Origin of the sequence: Sphingomonas ginkgonis (assembly GCF_003970925.1) — a bacterium.
Lineage (GTDB): Bacteria > Pseudomonadota > Alphaproteobacteria > Sphingomonadales > Sphingomonadaceae > Sphingomicrobium > Sphingomicrobium ginkgonis.
Genome location: NZ_RWJF01000001.1, coordinates 2,891,613 through 2,906,517, shown reverse-complemented (window position 1 = coordinate 2,906,517; position 14,905 = coordinate 2,891,613). Strand labels below are relative to the sequence as shown.

General features: G+C 69.4%; 11 protein-coding genes and 1 tRNA gene. 9 read left to right on the top strand and 3 right to left on the bottom strand.

From position 1 onward, the window contains the following. Positions 1 to 28 precede the first annotated feature (28 nt). Positions 29 to 1,753 carry a ubiquinone-dependent pyruvate dehydrogenase gene (poxB, locus tag HMF7854_RS13980; RefSeq protein WP_126719759.1) on the bottom strand — a complete coding sequence of 575 codons (1,725 nt, stop codon included), beginning with the start codon at positions 1,751 to 1,753 and terminating at the stop codon, positions 29 to 31. A 202-nt stretch (positions 1,754 to 1,955) separates the two neighbouring features. Between poxB and HMF7854_RS13975 the strand changes: the two genes are divergently transcribed. Further along, positions 1,956 to 3,185 (top strand): acetyltransferase domain-containing protein, encoded by a 1,230-nt coding sequence (locus HMF7854_RS13975; RefSeq protein ID WP_126719758.1) that lies wholly within the window; start codon positions 1,956 to 1,958, stop codon positions 3,183 to 3,185. A 15-nt stretch (positions 3,186 to 3,200) separates the two neighbouring features. On the opposite strand, the gene HMF7854_RS13970 is transcribed toward HMF7854_RS13975, so the two are convergent. Both HMF7854_RS13970 and HMF7854_RS13965 read right to left on the bottom strand, forming a co-directional pair. Next, positions 3,201 to 4,928: a polysaccharide deacetylase family protein gene (locus HMF7854_RS13970; protein WP_126719757.1), complete on the bottom strand. Its 1,728-nt coding sequence runs from the start codon at positions 4,926 to 4,928 to the stop codon at positions 3,201 to 3,203. A gap of 182 nt (positions 4,929 to 5,110) precedes the next feature. Beyond that, positions 5,111 to 5,184: transfer RNA gene (locus HMF7854_RS13965), tRNA-Cys, on the bottom strand. 192 nt (positions 5,185 to 5,376) lie between these two features. Between HMF7854_RS13965 and HMF7854_RS13960 the strand changes: the two genes are divergently transcribed. The 8 genes from HMF7854_RS13960 to nagZ all read left to right on the top strand — a co-directional run bounded on the left by HMF7854_RS13960 (position 5,377) and on the right by nagZ (position 14,853). Next, entirely contained in the window at positions 5,377 to 6,669 is a 1,293-nt protein-coding gene (locus tag HMF7854_RS13960; protein ID WP_126719756.1) for a tetratricopeptide repeat protein, read from the top strand. Then, positions 6,666 to 7,829 carry a deoxyguanosinetriphosphate triphosphohydrolase gene (locus tag HMF7854_RS13955; protein WP_126719755.1) on the top strand — a complete coding sequence of 388 codons (1,164 nt, stop codon included), beginning with the start codon at positions 6,666 to 6,668 and terminating at the stop codon, positions 7,827 to 7,829. Before HMF7854_RS13960 ends, HMF7854_RS13955 begins: the two co-directional genes overlap by 4 nt. 89 nt (positions 7,830 to 7,918) lie before the next feature. Beyond that, positions 7,919 to 9,409 (top strand): DUF1800 domain-containing protein, encoded by a 1,491-nt coding sequence (locus HMF7854_RS13950; RefSeq protein WP_185829290.1) that lies wholly within the window; start codon positions 7,919 to 7,921, stop codon positions 9,407 to 9,409. Between the two features lie 6 nt (positions 9,410 to 9,415). Then, positions 9,416 to 10,555: a DUF1501 domain-containing protein gene (locus HMF7854_RS13945; protein WP_126719754.1), complete on the top strand. Its 1,140-nt coding sequence runs from the start codon at positions 9,416 to 9,418 to the stop codon at positions 10,553 to 10,555. Between the two features lie 75 nt (positions 10,556 to 10,630). Further along, entirely contained in the window at positions 10,631 to 12,364 is a 1,734-nt protein-coding gene (argS, locus tag HMF7854_RS13940; protein ID WP_126719753.1) for an arginine--tRNA ligase, read from the top strand. Beyond that, entirely contained in the window at positions 12,364 to 13,152 is a 789-nt protein-coding gene (locus tag HMF7854_RS13935) for a hypothetical protein (RefSeq protein ID WP_126719752.1), read from the top strand. The genes argS and HMF7854_RS13935 overlap by 1 nt, the downstream gene beginning before the upstream one ends. Positions 13,153 to 13,174: 22 nt before the next feature. Further along, positions 13,175 to 13,846, top strand: a complete 672-nt coding sequence (locus tag HMF7854_RS13930; RefSeq protein ID WP_126719751.1) for an SPOR domain-containing protein — start codon at positions 13,175 to 13,177, stop codon at positions 13,844 to 13,846. Next, the gene (nagZ, locus tag HMF7854_RS13925; protein ID WP_126719750.1) at positions 13,846 to 14,853 is read left to right on the top strand and encodes a beta-N-acetylhexosaminidase; all 1,008 of its coding nucleotides are present in this window, start codon (positions 13,846 to 13,848) and stop codon (positions 14,851 to 14,853) included. Before HMF7854_RS13930 ends, nagZ begins: the two co-directional genes overlap by 1 nt. The last annotated feature ends 52 nt before the right edge of the window (positions 14,854 to 14,905 follow it).

Sequence of the window (14,905 nt, the reverse complement as noted above, 5' to 3'; positions counted from 1 at the left end):
GCAGGAAGGGTCGGGCAAGGGTGAAGGGTCAGCGCAGCAGGTTGCTTCGCGCCAGGTCGACGATTTCGGTGCCGCGGCCGTTCATGATCGCCCGCAGCGCGTAGAGGCTGAACCCCTTCATCTGCTCCAGCGTGACCTTGGGGGGCATCGACAGTTCCTGCCGGTTGACGACGACGTCGAGCAGGGCCGGGCCCGGGTGGGCAAGCATGTCCTCGGCAGCGGCGCGCAGGTCGCCGGGATCCTCGACTCGGATCGCGTGGACCCCAGCCGCGCGCGCCACCGCGGCGAAATCGGGATTGTCGAGGGCGACCCCGGTCTCGATCAGCCCCGCGCTCTTCATCTCCAGCTCGACGAAGCCGAGCGAGCCATTGTTGAAGATGACGACCTTGAGCGGCAGCTTCTGCTGGTTGAGTGTCAGGAAGTCGCCCATCAGCATGGCGAAGCCGCCGTCGCCCGACAGCGAGATCACCTGCCGCTCCGGGAAGGCCGCCTGCGCGCCGATGCCCTGGGTCATCGCCCCCGCCATCGAGCCATGGACCCAGGATCCGATCAGTCGGCGGCGGCCGTTCATCTTCAGGTAGCGCGCGGCCCAGATAGTCGGCGTGCCGACATCGGCGGTGAAGATGGCGTCGTCGGCGGCCACCTCGTTCAGCGTCCGCGCGAGAAACTGGGGGTGGATCGGCTTGCGGCCGGGCTCGCCGGTGGCCAGCTCGTCGAGGTCCGCGCGCGAGCGCCGGTAATGGGCGACGCTGTCGTCGAGGTGCGCCCGGTCCGCCTTGACCTCCAGCTTGGGCAGAAGCGCGTCGATCGTCGCGGCGACATCACCGACCAGCCCGAGGTCGAGGCGGCAGCGCCGCCCGAGATGGTCGGGCTTCAGGTCGACCTGCGCGATCCGCGCCTCGGTCGGGTAGAATTGCTGGTAGGGGAAGTCGGTTCCGAGCATCAGCAGGGCGTCGCACTGCAGCATCGCGCGATAGCCCGAAGCGAAGCCGATCAGCCCGGTCATTCCGACGTCGAAGGGATTGTCGGGCTCGACGAACTCCTTCCCGCCGAGCGCATGGACGATCGGCGCCTTGAGCCGTTCGGCCAGCCGGAGCAGCTGGGAATGCGCGTGGGCGCAGCCGCGCCCGCATAGCAGGGTGATCCGCCGCGATCCGTTGAGCAGCTCCGCCAGCGCGTCGGTCTCGGCGTCCCGTGGCACGACCACCGGGGGCGCCGGCAGCAGGCTGGCCGCCGGCGGGACCTTGCGCTCGGTGGCGTCGAGCAGCGCGACATTGCCGGGGATGACGATCACCGCCACCCCGCCCTTGCCGACCGCGGCGCGGATCGCCTGCTCGAGGATCCGCGGCATCTGCTCGGGGCTCGAGACCAGCTCGCAATAATGGCTGCAGTCGGCGAACAGCCGTTCCGGCTTGGTCTCTTGGAAATAGCCGCTGCCGATCTCCGCCAGCGGGATCTGCGCGGCGATTGCCAGCACCGGCGCGCCCGACCGGTGGCAGTCGTAGAGCCCGTTGATCAGGTGGAGGTTGCCCGGCCCGCACGAGCCCGCGCAGACCGCCAGCCGGCCGGTGAGCTGGGCTTCGGCGCCGGCCGCGAAGGCGCCGGATTCCTCGTGCCGCATGTGCACCCAGTCGATCGTCCCGCGCCGGCGAAGCGCCTCGGTGATGCCGTTCAGGCTGTCCCCGACGACGCCATAGATGCGCTCGACCCCGCTCGCCTGCAGGGTCTCGACGATCTGGTCGGCAACATTCATTCTGGCTGGCTCCTCACGCGACAGGGCTTTCAACGCGCGGGACTGGCGGGCGGTCACATCGCGGACGCGGTGTCCGCCGCAGCCGGAGCGGCTTCCGGCTCTTCCGCGGGGATTGCAGCGATCCGCCGAAGGTGCACACTGGTCGCGCTCGGGACGGCGGCAGCTTGGCTAAGGCCGTTCCGCTCGAGAGAGGAGACGGGGCATGTCGACGAGAGCCGCCGCTGTCGATTCCGCGGTCGACGATCCGCTGGTCGAGCCCCGCTCGGTCGGGCTGACCCGCGCCGGCGTGCGGCGGCTGGACGCGATCGACCTGCTGCGCGGGCTGATGATCGCACTGATGGTGCTCGACCATGTTCGCGACTTCTTCGGCGGCCCGGCGCTCCACAACCCGACCGATCCCGCGACCTCCTGGCCCTTGCTGTTCGCGACCCGGTGGGTGACTCACCTGTGCGCCCCGACCTTCGTCCTGCTGGCGGGCACCTCCATCTACCTCCAGTCGCTGCACAAGGAGCCGGGGGCGCTCGGCCGCTTCCTGCTCGCCCGCGGCGCTTGGCTGATCCTGCTCGAGCTCACGCTCGTCGGCTTCGGCTTCAACTTCGGCGAGCCCTTCGTCTTTCTCCAGGTCATCTGGGCGATCGGGTTCGGGATGATGGCGATGAGCCTCTTGTCGCGGCTGCGCCCCGAGCTGGTGCTGGGGGTGGGGATCGCGCTCGTCGCACTCGGGCCGCTGGCGGTCGCGGCGACCGCGCGATGGCAGGGCGGGGCAGGGGTCCTTCGCACGCTGCTGCTGTCACCGGGCGCGCTGCCCGGAGTGCCCAGCCTCGTCATGTATCCGGCCCTGCCGTGGCTCGGGATCATGGCGGTCGGGTTCGGGATGGGGCCGCTGTTCGCCACTCCCGAGCCGGCCCGCGCCCGAGCGCTGCTCCGCCTCGCGCTGGCGCTGCTCGCCGGCGTCCTCCTCCTGCGCTGGGCGAACGGCTACGGCGACCCGTCCCCCTGGGTCCGCGACGGCAACCCCCTCAGAACCACCCTATCCTACCTCAACCTTTCCAAATACCCGCCGTCGCCCGACTATGTGATGGCGACGCTTGGCGTGTCGCTGCTGCTCTTCCTGCTTTTGGAGCGCTTGCGCGGTCCGCTGGCGCGCGTGCTGCTCGACTTCGGTCGAACGCCGCTCTTCACCTACATCGCCCACATCTACATCGCCCATGGCGCAATGCTCCTGCTGGCGTCCTCCATGGGAGTGCCACAGGCGGCCATCGACCTCGTCGCGCGCCAGACGTCCGGGGCGCAGGAGCCGATTGCCTGGGGCTATGGCCTCGGCGGCGTCTATCTTGCCTGGCTGATCGTGCTGCTCCTGCTCGTCCCGCTGTCGCACTGGTTTGCCGGCGTGAAACGAACCCGGCGCGAACGCTGGCTCAGCTTCATCTGAGTTGGGGATGCGCACTCAAGGGATGACGTGAGTTCGGCCTGATCTCGGGAAACTGACGGTAACGCCATGCACGGGCAGCGGACCGCGCGCGGTGACTTGCTTGCCATCATAGTCGATGGCCGCCAGGTCGCGCGCGCGCCACCACTCGCCGAACCGGCTGAGCCCGCCGATCCAATAGCGGCCGCGAAGCCGGTCGATCAGCGCCAGCTCGGCGTCGCGCTTGGACCCATGGTCGGGATGCACCAACAGCGTCGCGACCCCGCCTCTGGACGCGATCCGCTCGACCAGCGCAACCGAGGCGTCGAGGCGAGCCGCGAAAGGGGGCGCCGCTTCGTCCTCGATCGTGACCGGAAACTCCCAGACGGGCATCAGGCCCGGTCCGCTGCGGCCATAGGCGAGCTGGAAGGGATAATTGGTCAGGGCGTTCTCGGCAGTCAGGTCCGACGTGAACCGATAGCCGGTGGCCGCCAGTGCCTGGGGCAGCATCGCCGGGTTACGCAGGTGCCCGGGTCGGAAGGCGAGGGTTTGCTGGCCAATCGCGCTATCGAGGAGATATTTCGAAACCCGCAGTTCGCCGAGGATGGTTCCGCCGCGGGCGGTCGTCTGGCTGGTGACGAACGGGCGGTAATCCGGATAGGCTTCGGTTCCGTCGCCCAGTTCGAACTGATTGAACGCCCGCGCGTGCGCCACGCTGTGGCTCCCGACCTCCATCCCCAGCGCCTTCAATCGCCGCAGCTGCGGCAGCGTGTCTGCGCGAAAGAAGACGTCGTCGTTCCAGTCGCGGACATATTTGGTCTGCATGAAGAACGTCGCGTCGACGTCCCGCTTTCGCATTGCCTCAGCCAGCGCAAGCGAGTCGGCAAGCGCCTTGCCGGCGTCCAGATCATGCGTGAGGATCAAGCTGCCGCCGAAGGGCGCTGGCGCTGTCCCGATCAGGTAGGCGTTCGGCTCGCTGGCGACGTAGAAGTCGCGCACCGCGTTCATCAGTCGATCGAGCCCGTCGGCGTCCCCGTTGACATAGCCGCCGGCAAGCGGCTCGGCGCGCAGGTTGAAGGCGCGGTTCGCGTAGGAACCGACGTCGACGCCAAGGATGCAGGCTCGCCCCACGGCCGACTGGCAGGTCAGCGCCGCGGCGCCGTCGTCGAACCGCGCCAACGTCGTCGCCGTTGTTACATCCAAGCCCTGGCTTCCCAATGTCGCTTCCATGCCCGCGGCGTTGAGCGGAGTGATCGCGGTGGCGCCGGCTGTCGCCGGCCATCGTAGGGCCGAGCGCGCCCGGCCCGGGATCTCGCCGCGAATCCCGAACAGGGGTTCAAGGCCACCACCCGCCAGGTCAAAAGTCATCAGCCCGCCGCCGCCGTGGACGAACGCCGCCAGCGCGCGGATATGGTCGCCGCTCAGCACCTTCCCTGAGATCAGCGGATAAGCGAGCATGGCACGATGCCGCATCGCCTCGGCCGGGTCGCGGGTGAATGTCGCGGGAATGCCTCGCGCGCGCAGCGCGCGCACCAGCCCGATCCAGTCCGAGTCGACATCGGTCACCAGGACCGCGAGGCGGGTGGCGCCGCCACCGCCATAATCCTCCACCCGCGGCGGCGGCGGCGGCGCAACCACGGTCTTGCCCGCGGGTCCGGCCAGGCCGGGAATCACGCTGACGGCAGGTTGGGAACGGAGGTGAACGAAAAAGAGCAGGCCGACGAGGAGAAGCGCGCCGACGATTGCGATACGCGTACGAACAGGCATGGGAGGCAATTACCTTGGCTCAAATAGGTTCGATCCTGACCCTGCCGTCGCTTTGGTTAAGGCTCCGCTGACTCGCCCTGCAAAATTCTGTTTTGAACGTTTCTGCGCTTCGTCAGGCCACGCTCCTGTCGCCTACAGAATACGCGGCATGCCGTCGGGGCCAGGTATGAGCTTGCCGGGAGTGGAGGCCCGAGCCGGAATCGAACCGGCGTGCAAGGATTTGCAGTCCTCTGCGTAACCACTCCGCCATCGGGCCTGATCGGCTGAAGCCGCGGGCAGGGGCCCGCCGCTTGGCAGTCGCAGCGTCCTTAAAGCCTTGGCGCGGGTGCGCAAGCCTCTTCGGACGGGCGAACGGTTCGCCGTGCCGTGACAACGCGCCGCCGTGAACTTCCTCGCTATCGGCTTCCAGCAAGCTTCCAGTCAGCTAGCGAGAAGCAAGGGGAGGACGATGTTCCGGAAATGCTTGGCGTCTGCCGCCACGGTGCTGTTGGTGCCCGGCGCGGCTGCGGCGCAATATATCGGCGGCGACACGCCGCCGCCGCCATCTGCGCCCCTGCCGGGGCAATATGAGTCTCCGGAGGCGAAGCTGGCCCGCGAGGTGCGGCTGCTCGCCATCAATCCGCGCAACTTCGACGCGCTGGTCGGTGCCGGGCGCGCCTCGCTCGACGTTGGCGACGCCCAGGCGGCGCTCGGCTTCTTCGGCCGTGCCGAGGAAGTCTACCCGACCAGCCCCGTCCCCAAGATCGGTATGGGCGCCGCGCTCTGCGCGCTTGGCGAGGCGGATCGCGCGCTGTCCTACTTCACCCGGGCACAACAGCTGGGAGCCGCCGTCCAAAGCTTCGCCCTCGACCGCGGAGAAGCCTACGACCTTCTCGGGCGCCAGCCCGCGGCCCAGAACGACTATCGGATCGCGCTGACCGGCAGCAATCCCAACGAAGCGCGGCGCCGGCTGGCCCTCAGCCTGGCGATCAGTGGCCGCCGCGCCGAGGCGCTCGCCGCGCTCGATCCGCTGCTGGGGCGCCGCGACCCGGCCGCCCTTCGCGCGCGCGCGTTCGTGCTGGCGCTGACTGGTGATCCCGCCGGGGCTGCCGCGGCGGTCAACAGCGCGATGCCGGGCATGGCGGGGAGCCTGGCGCCGTTCATGGGACGGCTCGCCGGTTTGACCCCCGGGGCCAAGGCGGCCGCGGTCCTGCTGGGGGATTTCCCGGGTAGTGACCAGGCTTCGAGCGGCACCGCGCTGGCCAGTGTGCCGCCCGTTCCCCGTTCCACGCAGTCGGACAGCGATCGACTGGCCGGGATCGACAGCTGGCTGAATGCGACCGCGTCGGCTGCTCCGCCGGCCGCAGGTCCGCCGCCCGCCCCAGCGTTCGGCCCGACGCAGGTGGCAACCGTGACCCCGCTGCCCTCGCCGGTCCGGTCTCCGCCGGCTTTAACGTCTCCGCCGGCCTCGTCCGGTGTCGCTGCGCAACTCCAGCGCAAGCTATGGATTCAGCTGGCCAGCGGGCCGAACGAGCAGGCGCTCGGCGTTCAGTTTGATCGGATCACCCGCCAGGATCCGGATTTGTTCAAGGGCATTTCCCCCTGGGTTAGCACCGACGGCCCCCGCAGCCGGCTGCTGATTGGTCCCTTCAAGAGCCGCGAGGACGTGCAGATTTTCACCGAGGAGCTTGAAGCGTCTCGCATCCCCGGCTTTAGCTGGAGCAACGATCAGGGACAGATGGTTCGCAAGCTCAATCCATGACCAGCCTTTCCGCCCTCGCGGCGTTGCCGTCGCGATCGCGCGGGCGGGTTCATCCCGAACCACAGTCCGGCCCCCGCGGCCCACGCGACCTGTTCCAGCGCGACCGCGACCGGATCGTCCACTCGGTTGCGTTCCGCCGGCTCCGCCACAAGACCCAGGTGTTCGTAGCGCCCGACGGCGACCATTTTCGGGTCCGGCTGACCCACTCGATCGAGGTGGCGCAGATCGGGAGGACGATCGCCCGCGTGCTCGGACTCAACGAGGACCTGACCGAAGCGCTCTGCCTCGCGCACGACCTCGGCCACCCGCCGTTCGGCCATGCCGGGGAGGACGCGCTGAGCGCGGCAATCGCGTCAGTCGGCGGGTTCGACCACAACGGCCATACACTTCGTCTGCTGACCCGGCTCGAGCAGACCTATCCGGCGTTCGACGGCCTCAATCTCAGCTGGGAAACGCTCGAGGGCCTCGCCAAGCACAACGGGCCGGTGCTCGAACCCGGCTGGGCGCTGGCCGAGGCCGACCGGGAGATCGGTCTCGAGCTCGCCAGCTATGCCAGCCTCGAGGCGCAGGTCGCCGCGCTCGCCGACGACATCGCCTATGACAATCACGACATCGACGATGGGCTGCGCTCCGGCGTGCTGTCGCTCGACGCGCTGCTGGCGGTGCCCTTGGTGGCGCGGCACTGGACCACGATCGAGCAGCGCCATCCCGGCCTGTCGACCGAACGCAAGCTGCGCGCGCTCGTCCGCGACCAGATCGGGACGATGGTCGGCGACCTTATCGACGAGACCCGCCGCCGGGTCTCCGACGCCGGGGTCGCGACGCTCGCCGAGGTCCGCGCCGCAGGCCGGGCGCTCGCGGGCTTCTCGGCCGCGCTGGCGGAGGAAGAGCGCGAACTGAAGCGCTTTCTCTACGCCAACCTCTACAATGCGCCGCCGCTGCAGCCGGTCCGGTTCGAGGCGCAGCGCGTCGTTGGCAACCTCGCCGCCGCCTATCTGGATAATCCCCGGCTGCTCCCCGAAAGCTGGCATCGCGAGATCGACGATCCGCTCGCCGCGGCGAGGCAGGTCGGCGACTATGTCGCGGGTATGACGGATCCCTTCGCCATTGCCCGGCACGAGGAACTGGTAGGCCCGGTATGCCTGCCCGACCGCTTCTAGCTGGTCGAAAGATGACGATTACGTAGGGTAATCCGAGGTTCACCCGGTGAGGCGCAGCCTTGGTCTTTCTCGCCGGGAAGGATGATCAAGTGGCCGACCTCAGCTTCGCCGAAAACCGGTTCGGAATGGGTGCGCGGGGAGACGGCCGGGGCGGGGGGAACGATCCCCGCGGCTGGGTCGAGGCGCAGATCGGCGCGGTGCCGCAGCCGGCCGCCGATCTGCCGAGCCGGGCGGGCGTGGTCCAGGCCATCCTCGATTATCGCCAGGAACGGCGCGAACTGAAGAGCGAAGGGCTGCTGGGCCCCGCCAAGGTCATGCCCGCGTCCATGGCGACCGGCGCCGACATCATGTCCTCGCTTCCTGCTGGATCACAGCCGGCAGCTCCAGGCCCGGCGCAGATGGACGCTGCCAGGCCGAAGCAGCCGGAAGCGCTCAAGGCCGCCCGCTCGGAAGAACGCGAGATCTACCTGCGCCTGGTCGGCGCCCGTACCGATGCCGCGCTCAACAGCAATTCGCCCTTCATGGAGCGGATGGCGCATTTCTGGGCCAACCACTTCGCGGTTTCGGCGCAGGGCGAAAAGAACCTCGGCTTTGCCGGGCTGCTCGAGTTCGAGGCGATCCGCCCCAATCTCGACAAGCGCTTCGCCGACATGGTGCTGGCGGTCGAACAGCATCCCGCGATGCTCTTCTATCTCGACCAGGCGGGCTCGATCGGGCCCAACAGCCAGGTCGGCGGGCGCGTCGGGCGCAACGGTAAGACCCGCGGCCTCAACGAAAATCTCGCGCGCGAAATCCTCGAGCTCCACACGCTCGGGGTGCGCAGCGGCTACACCCAGGCCGACGTCACCGAATTCGCCCGGGCGCTCACCGGGTGGAGCGTGGCCGGACTCAATCCCAACCAGCGCTTTCTACAGGGGCCGCCGGGCTCCTTCGTCTTCGCCGAGGCATTCCACGAGCCGGGCGCGCGGACGATCATGGGGAAGACCTATCCCGAGGACGGCGAGGCGCAGACGCTTGCGGTGCTCGAGGACGTGTCGGTCCACCCCGCGACCGCGCACCATATCGCGACCAAGCTCGCGCGCCATTTCGCCGCCGACAATCCGCCGCCGGCGATGGTCGCCCGGATCGAGAAGGCCTTTCTGAAGAGCCGTGGCGACCTCCCCACCGTCTACCGCGCGCTGATCGCGTCGCCCGAGGCGTGGAGCCCTGAGAACCGCAAGTTCCGGACGCCGTGGGACTGGACCGTCGCCTCGCTCCGCGCGGTGTCGACCGACCAGGTCAAGCCCGAGATGGTCGTCTCGCTCCTCCAGCAGCTCGGCCAGCCGGTCTGGCGGCCGGGCTCGCCCGCCGGCTACGACGACATCGCGGCGAGCTGGGCGGCCCCCGACGCGCTGGTCCGCCGGGTCGAGGCGGCGCAGCGGATCGCGCAGGCGAACACCGGCATCGACGCCCGAGCGCTTGCGCCACATATCCTCGGCGCCAGCCTGACGCCGGCGACCGCCACCGCCATTTCGCGGGCCGAAAGCCCGCAGACCGGTCTCGCGCTGATGCTGGTCAGCCCCGAATTCCTCCGGAGGTAGCAAGTCATGGACCGTCGTTCCTTCCTCCAGCTCGGCGGCGCGGTCGGCGCCTCGGCCCTGTTCGCGCCCAAGCTCGCCTTCGCCCAGGCCGCCACCGACCGGCGCTTCCTCTTCATCATCCAGCGCGGCGCCGCCGACGGCCTGTCGATCGTCGCGCCGACCGGCGACCCGGCGTTCGCCGCCACCCGCGGCGAGCTGGCGCAGCCGCTCGCCAGCGGGATCAAGCTTGACTCGACCTTCACGCTCCACCCGGCGCTGGTCGAGACCGGCAGGATGTTCGCGGCTCGCCAGGCGGCCTTCGTCACCGCCGTCGCCTCGCCCTATCGCGACCGCTCGCATTTCGACGGCCAGAACGTGCTCGAGACCGGGGGCTCGCTGCCCTACCGGCTGAGCGACGGCTGGATGAACCGGCTGGTCAAAACGATGGCCGCCGATCCTCGCGCGATCGCCTTCTCGCCGACCGTTCCCGCCGCGCTCCGCGGGTCGGCGCGGGTGAGCAGTTTCGCCCCGTCCGGGCTGCCGGCGCCGGCGCAGGACCTGATGATGCGGGTCGGCGAGCTCTATGCGGCGGACCACCAGCTGGGGCCGCTGTGGAACGCGGCGCTCGAGGCTCGCCACGAGGCGGGCAGCCTGACCGACGTCAAGGGCGCCGGCGCGGCCGGAATGCTGGCGGCGAAGATGATGGCCGGCCCGGGCGGCTCGCGGATCGGGATGATCGAGACCGACGGCTGGGACACCCACAGCGCGCAGAACGCGCGGCTCAACAACCAGCTCAAGAACCTCGACGCGCTGCTCGCCGCCTATCGCGACGGGCTCGGCGCCGACTGGGGCAGCACGCTGGTGATCGTCGCCACCGAGTTCGGCCGAACCGCGCGCATCAACGGCACCAACGGGACCGATCATGGGACCGGCTCGGCGGCGCTGCTGATGGGCGGTGCGCTGGCCGGCGGGCGGGTCTATGGCGACTGGCCGGGCCTCGCCCCGGCGGCGCTCTACGAGAACCGCGACGTCCGGCCGACGACCGACCTCGACGCGCTGATCGCGACCGTGCTTGCCCAGCACTACAGGCAGGACGGCACGCGGCTCGGCGCGACGCTGTTCCCGGAGACGTCGCCAAAACCGCTCACCGCGCGGATGATCGCCTGACGCGGCACGCCCGCCTTCGCAGGAGCGGGAAGATCGGCTAAGGGCGCCGCTTTCCCGCAACCCTGGTGAGCCGAAGTGAGCCTCTACGCCTGTTATTCCGCGCTTCTTGCCGAAGTGCTCGACAGCCTCGAAGCCGAGGGCGCGCTGCCCGCCGGGCTGGCGCGCCGCGCAGTCGCGGTCGAGCCGCCGAGGGACCCCTCGCATGGCGACCTGGCGACCAACGCGGCGATGGTGCTGGCCAAGGGCGCCGGGACCAACCCGCGCGCGCTCGCCGCGCTGCTCCAGCCGAAGCTCGCCGCTCTTCCCGGGGTCGTCGGCGTCGACATAGCCGGCCCCGGCTTCATCAATCTTCGCCTCGACCCGGCGATCTGGCGGTCGGAGTTGGAGGCGATCGTCCGGGAAGGCGAGCGCTACGGCCTGTCGACGATCGGCAACAACGAGCGGGTCAACGTCGAATATGTCTCGGCCAACCCGACCGGCCCGATGCACATGGGCCATTGCCGCGGCGCGGTGGTCGGAGACAGCCTTGCCAAGCTGCTCGAGGCGGCCGGCTTCCGTGTCATCAAGGAATATTATGTCAACGACGCGGGCGGCCAGGTCGACACGCTCGCCCGCTCCGCGCACCTGCGCTACCGCGAGGCGCTCGGAGACACGATCGGCGAAATCCCCGAAGGGCTCTACCCCGGCGACTACCTGAGGCCGGTAGGGGTGGCGCTCGCCGCTGAGTTCGGCGGTCGCTACGCCGAGGCCCCGGAAGCCGAATGGCTGCCCTTGTTCAAGCAGCGCACCGTGGCGGCGATGCTCCACCTCATCCGCCATGACCTGTCGCTGCTCGGCATCCACCACGACATCTTCGCGTCGGAGGCCGAGCTCCAGGCGTCGGGCGCGCCGGCCCGCGCACTCGATACGCTGCGCGCCAAGGAGCTGGTCTACGAGGGCGCGCTCGAGCGGCCCAAGAGCCTCGACGAGCATGACGAGTGGGAGCCGGTCGAGCTGACCCTGTTCCGCTCCTCGCGGTTCGGCGACGACCAGGATCGGCCGATGAAGAAGTCGGACGGCAGCTGGACCTATTTCGGCGCCGACGCCGCCTATCACCTGCAGAAGGCGGAGGTCGCCGACCATCTCGTCAACATCTGGGGCGCCGATCATGCCGGGACGGTCAAGCGGGTCCAGGCGGCGGTCACCGCGCTAACCGACGGCAAGGTCGATCTCGACGTCAAGCTGGTCCAGATGGTCCGCCTGTTCCGCGCCGGCGAGCCGGTCAAGATGTCGAAGCGCTCCGGCTCCTTCGTCACCCTGGCCGACGTGGTCGGCGAGGTCGGAAAGGATGTGGTCCGCTTCATGATGCTGACCAAGCGTACCGATTCGATGCTCGACTTCGACTTTGCCAAAGTGGTCGAGGCGTCGAAGGACAATCCGGTCTTCTACGTCCAGTACGCCCATGCCCGGATTTGCTCCCTCCAGCGCAAGGCGGCCGAGGCGGGCGTGTCGCTCGACGAGGCCGCCGACCTGTCGCTGCTCGACGCCGAGGAGCTGGCGCTGGTCCGCACGGCAGCACAGTTCCCCCGGGTAATCGAGGCCGCCGCGCTGGCGCACGAGCCGCACCGCGTCGCCTTTTACCTCTACGATCTGGCTGCCGAGTTCCACGCGCTGTGGAATCGCGGCAACGATGATCCGGAAAGGCGTTTTCTGCTTGAAAACAACCGGGATTTAACGCGAGCCCGGCTGGAACTCGCGCGTGGAATCGGGCAGATCATCCGCTCCGGTCTCGCGATCATGGGCGTGGAGGCCGCACAGGAGATGCGTTGATGACGGACAGCCGGGCCGACCGACTGCCCTGGCTGGACGACACGCCGACGAAGGCGTCGGCGGCGCCGGCGCGCGGAGCGCCGCGAGCTGCCGCACGGGACAGTTCCGCGCAGCGGGGTGGCCGGGCGGGCTGGATCGCCATTGTTCTCGTCCTCCTGCTGGCCTTCGCCGCCGCCGGCTACTGGCTCGGCACGCGGCGGGACGAAGCCGTGCCCGCCGGCGTGGCGCCTCGATCCGCCGAGAGGCAAACGCCACCCTCAGCCACCATCCCGCTGGAGCCGGTCTCGATCGCCCCCGCGCCCGAGCTGGTGCCCGCGCCGCTCAACCCCGCGCCGGTTACCCAGGGGTCGCCGCCATTGGCGCAGCCGCCGGCTGCCACCCACCCGGCGACGCAGCGCCCCAGCCGCAGCCCGGCTCACGCCGCGACCCTGACCCGGCCGGACACGAGCCGTCCCGCGTTTGACGATGCGGTCGAGGAACAGCAGCAGGTCCCGCCGCCCTCGGCCTCGGTCCCGCTCTATCCCATCCCGCTGCGCGCCGGTCCGTCCGGCCGTGCGATCCAGTTCGGCGTCTACCTGACGGCGGAACAGGCGGACCAGAGCTGGCGCTCGATCCTCGCCCGCTGGCCCTATCTGGGAAGCAAGCCCAAGATCGTGCTCCCCAACACGCCCGAGGTCGGGAAGCGCATTCTCTGGCGGCTCCAGCTGCGGACGGACAGTCAAGCCCAGTCGCTGGTCATCTGCCAGCGCTTGAGGGCCGCTGGCCAAACCTGCATGGTCGTCTATTGAGCCCGGCCGGGAGGGAGATGGAATGAACGTCGAGGAACGCGAACTGCCCTGGCTGGCGGCGGTCGATGACGAGGACGAGCCTCGCGGCCTCTCGGCGCGCAAGATGTTCGCGGCGATCCTGGTCGTGCTGCTCGGCGCCGGCCTCGTCGCCGGGACGCTGTTCTGGCTCGCACGCGACCGCGACGGCAGCGGCCCGCCCGAGCTGATCCGCGCGCAGCCCGGACCCTACAAGGTCGCCTCGAACGACAAGGGCAGCCTCGACGTGGCTGGCGACAGCGTGACCGCCTTCTCGACCAGCGCGGGTGAGGACCAGGACAGCCAGCTTGACCTGAATGCTGTTCCCGAGGCGCCGATCGCCCGACCGCAGCCAACGCCTCAGACCACGCCTCCGAACGAGACCAAGGCGCCCGCGACCGACGCGCCGGAGAAGGTCGTCGCCACGCCGCCGGCGGGGGGCGCGGGCAGCGTGATCCAGCTCGGCGCCTATGCTCGTCCCGCCCAGGCGGAAGCCGCTTGGAAGGCGCTGAGCTCGCGCTTCCCGACGATCGCGGCGATGACCAAGATCGTCATCCCCGCCACCGTGAACGGCGGGACGGTTTACCGTCTTCGCGCGGGCGCCGCCTCCTCGGCCGATGCGCGGGCCGCGTGCCAGACGCTCAAGGTGGCGGGCGAGAACTGCCTGCCGGTCAACTGATGCAGGCGGCAATCTACGGTCTTGCCGGCCTTCAGCTGGCGGCCGACGAAAGGGATTTCTTCCGAGACGCCGATCCGGCAGGATTCATCATCTTCGCCCGCAACTGTTCGAACCGGGAACAGTTGCGGGCGCTGACGGACGAGCTTCGATCGCTTTCGGGGCGGGCCGACGTTCCGATCCTCATCGACCAGGAGGGCGGCCGCGTCGCGCGCATGAAGCCGCCAGAGTGGACTGCCTTCCCGCCCATGGGCGTTTTCGACAAACTATACGATATTGCACCCTCCAGCGCGATCGAAGCCGCCCGGGTCAACGCCCGCGCACTTGCGCTGATGCTGGTCGAGTGCGGGATCAACGTCGACTGTCTCCCCGTCCTCGACGTGCTTCAGCCCGGCGCCAGCGACATCGTCGGAGATCGCTCGCTGGGAAGCGTGCCGATGCAGGTGTCGGCGCTGGGCCGCGCGGTCCTCGACGGGATGGCGTCGGCCGGGGTGCTCGGCACCTTGAAGCACATTCCCGGGCACGGCCGCGCACTGGTCGACAGCCACAAGGAACTGCCGCTGGTCTCCGCGTTGGAGGAGGAACTGGCGATCGATCTGGAGCCGTTCGAGCGGCTCAGCAGCCGCTGTCCGATGGCGATGGTTGCGCACATCGTCTATTCCGTCTGGGATCCCCTGCACCCGGCGAGCCAGAGCCAAGTGGTGATCCGTGATATCATCCGCGGCCGCATCGGTTTCGACGGCTGGCTGATGACCGACGATCTGGGCATGGAGGCGTTGGCCGGATCACCCGGCGAACGCGCGGAGCGTTGCCTCGCCGCCGGCTGCGACGTCGCACTCCATTGTTCGGGGCGCCTCGATGAGATGATCGACGTGGCGGGGCGGGTGGGAGCAATGACCCCCCGTAGCGCGGAGCGGCTGGAACAAGCCATGGCGGCCATTGCGCCCGAGGAGGGACTCGACTTCGCCGCAGCACTGGACAAGCGTGACAGGCTGCTCGCGCTGGTCTGACCTGACTTCTTCCCGAATATACCGGGGCGCCGCGCGCGACGCCCCGGTGCCG

Bases quoted from the DNA above. Each gene is read 5' to 3' on its own strand.
- poxB (WP_126719759.1), bottom strand. From the start codon at position 1,753: ATGAATGTTGCCGACCAGATCGTCGAGACCCTGCAGGCGAGCGGGGTC.
- HMF7854_RS13975 (WP_126719758.1), top strand. From the start codon at position 1,956: ATGTCGACGAGAGCCGCCGCTGTCGATTCCGCGGTCGACGATCCGCTG.
- HMF7854_RS13970 (WP_126719757.1), bottom strand. From the start codon at position 4,928: ATGCCTGTTCGTACGCGTATCGCAATCGTCGGCGCGCTTCTCCTCGTC.
- HMF7854_RS13960 (WP_126719756.1), top strand. From the start codon at position 5,377: ATGTTCCGGAAATGCTTGGCGTCTGCCGCCACGGTGCTGTTGGTGCCC.
- HMF7854_RS13955 (WP_126719755.1), top strand. From the start codon at position 6,666: ATGACCAGCCTTTCCGCCCTCGCGGCGTTGCCGTCGCGATCGCGCGGG.
- HMF7854_RS13945 (WP_126719754.1), top strand. From the start codon at position 9,416: ATGGACCGTCGTTCCTTCCTCCAGCTCGGCGGCGCGGTCGGCGCCTCG.
- HMF7854_RS13935 (WP_126719752.1), top strand. From the start codon at position 12,364: ATGACGGACAGCCGGGCCGACCGACTGCCCTGGCTGGACGACACGCCG.
- HMF7854_RS13930 (WP_126719751.1), top strand. From the start codon at position 13,175: ATGAACGTCGAGGAACGCGAACTGCCCTGGCTGGCGGCGGTCGATGAC.
- nagZ (WP_126719750.1), top strand. From the start codon at position 13,846: ATGCAGGCGGCAATCTACGGTCTTGCCGGCCTTCAGCTGGCGGCCGAC.